Annotated in this window: 2 protein-coding genes; one reads left to right on the forward strand and one right to left on the reverse strand. The window is 74.6% G+C overall.

The window, feature by feature from the left end; translation table 11 throughout:
• Window positions 1-482: hypothetical protein (locus tag ACFWJ4_RS41530; protein ID WP_380554657.1), on the forward strand; the 482-nt coding region annotated here is incomplete at its 5' end.
• A 63-nt stretch (window positions 483-545) separates the two neighbouring features.
• Here the strand turns inward: ACFWJ4_RS41530 and ACFWJ4_RS41535 are convergent.
• Entirely contained in the window at window positions 546-1,415 is an 870-nt protein-coding gene (locus ACFWJ4_RS41535; protein WP_380554660.1) for a PIG-L family deacetylase, read from the reverse strand.
• Window positions 1,416-1,695: the final 280 nt, after the last annotated feature.

A 1,695-nucleotide genomic window follows, 5' to 3' on the forward strand; every position in this document is an offset into this window, starting at 1 on the left:
CGGCCGGCGCGGCGCCCGCCCGGTGCCTGTACGGGGACTACCGGCTGCGGCTGCCCGACCGCCCGGGCGGCGCCCTCCTGGAGGTCGCCGCGGACGGCGTCGTGCTCGACGGCCGTCCCGTGCCCGGGGCCGGGCCGAGCGGACGGCGGCTCGGCTGGCGGGACGGACCGGAGCTCCTGCCCTCCGCCGACCTCACCCTGCTGCTCGACCCGATCACCCTGCACCCGATGCTGCACGGCACCGGCCGGACGGCGGCCGGCGAACCGTTCCCGCTGCTCGGCATGGTCCCGGTCGACGGCGAGGCCGCCCGACGGCTCGCCGCCCGGCCGCGGTTCGGCATCCCGGCCGGCCCCTGGGCCCACCTGACGGCACTCGCCGCCGGGGCGAGCCACGACGGCGGGCTGTTCTGGTGGCACGGCTGGGAGCAGTCGGCCACCGCCCTGCGGACCGTGGAGCAGGCCCTGCGGGACGGCGGCCGGTAGCACCCGGCACGGACCCGGCCGGCGACGGCCGGGTCCGTACGGACACGGGGACGGGGACGGGGATCAGCGCAGGCCGGCGAAGAGGTCGTCCTCGGGAAGGGCCGCGCCGGTGGTGTCCTTGACCCGCACGAAGGTCTCCACGCCCATCAGCTCGGTGAACCGCTCCTTGCCCATCTTCAGGAAGAAGATGTTCTCGCCCTGGCTGGCGTGCGCGGCCAGGGCGTCGAACTTCCGGCCGCCGAACGCGGTGGTGTCCACCCAGGTGGTGATCTCCTCGTCCGGCAGGCCGATCTCCGACATGTCCGGCATCTCGGACGCCTCCGACGCCTCCGCCGCCCCGGGCTCCTGCGCCGCCTCCGGCTCCTCCCAGTCCGCGCCGAACTCGCGCATGACCTCGCCGAACCGCTGCATCGCCGAGCGCGGCGCCGTCGTCCAGTAGACCTTCGGCGTCGGATCGGTCAGCTCCAGCGCCGCCATGGTGATGCGGTGTGCCTGGATGTGGTCGGGGTGACCGTAGAACCCGTTCTCGTCGTAGGTGACGACCACGTCGGGCCGGTAGTGCCGGATCAGTTCGGCGAGGCGGGCGGCACCCTCCTCCACCGGCGTGCGCCAGAACGACCCGGGCTCGTCGTTGCTCGCCCAGCCCATCATCCCGGAGTCGGCGTACTCCAGCAGCTCCAGGTGACTGACCTTCAACACCTCGCAGCTGGCCTCCAGTTCCTGCCGGCGCATCGCGGCGACGGCCTCCGGGTCGTGGCCGGGCTCGCCCGGCTTGACCCCTCCCGGTCCGTCACCGCACCGGCCGTCCGTACACGTCACGAGGACCGTGCGGACGCCCTCCGCCGCGTACCGGGCGAGGACACCCCCGGTCCCGGTGGCCTCGTCGTCGGGGTGGGCGTGCACCGCCATCAGCGTCAAGGGCCGGTCAACCATGAAAATCCATCCTCCGATGTGAAAAGTACTCGCCCCAGTCTGCGCCACGGGGCGGGGTGGTCGCCGGGGTTGTCCCGTTCCGCGTCGCGCACCCGGCAATCCGCGAGACGGCCGCTATCCCCGCCCGGCGGCCAGGGTGACCGGCAGGCCGGCCTCGATGCGGCCCAGCAGCCGTCCGCCGTGGACGCCGGGGGTGTCGAAGACGCCCTGGCCGTCGGGGTCGTCGTCGGCGCCGGCGCTCAGGACCTCGGGTACCAGCACCGCCGCCGCGGCGGCGGGC

This window comes from Kitasatospora sp. NPDC127067, assembly GCF_042724755.1.
Lineage (GTDB): Bacteria > Actinomycetota > Actinomycetes > Streptomycetales > Streptomycetaceae > Kitasatospora > Kitasatospora lactacystinica.

Coding starts and splice junctions, on each gene's coding strand:
- ACFWJ4_RS41535 (WP_380554660.1), bottom strand. CDS start 1,415: ATGGTTGACCGGCCCTTGACGCTGATGGCGGTGCACGCCCACCCCGAC.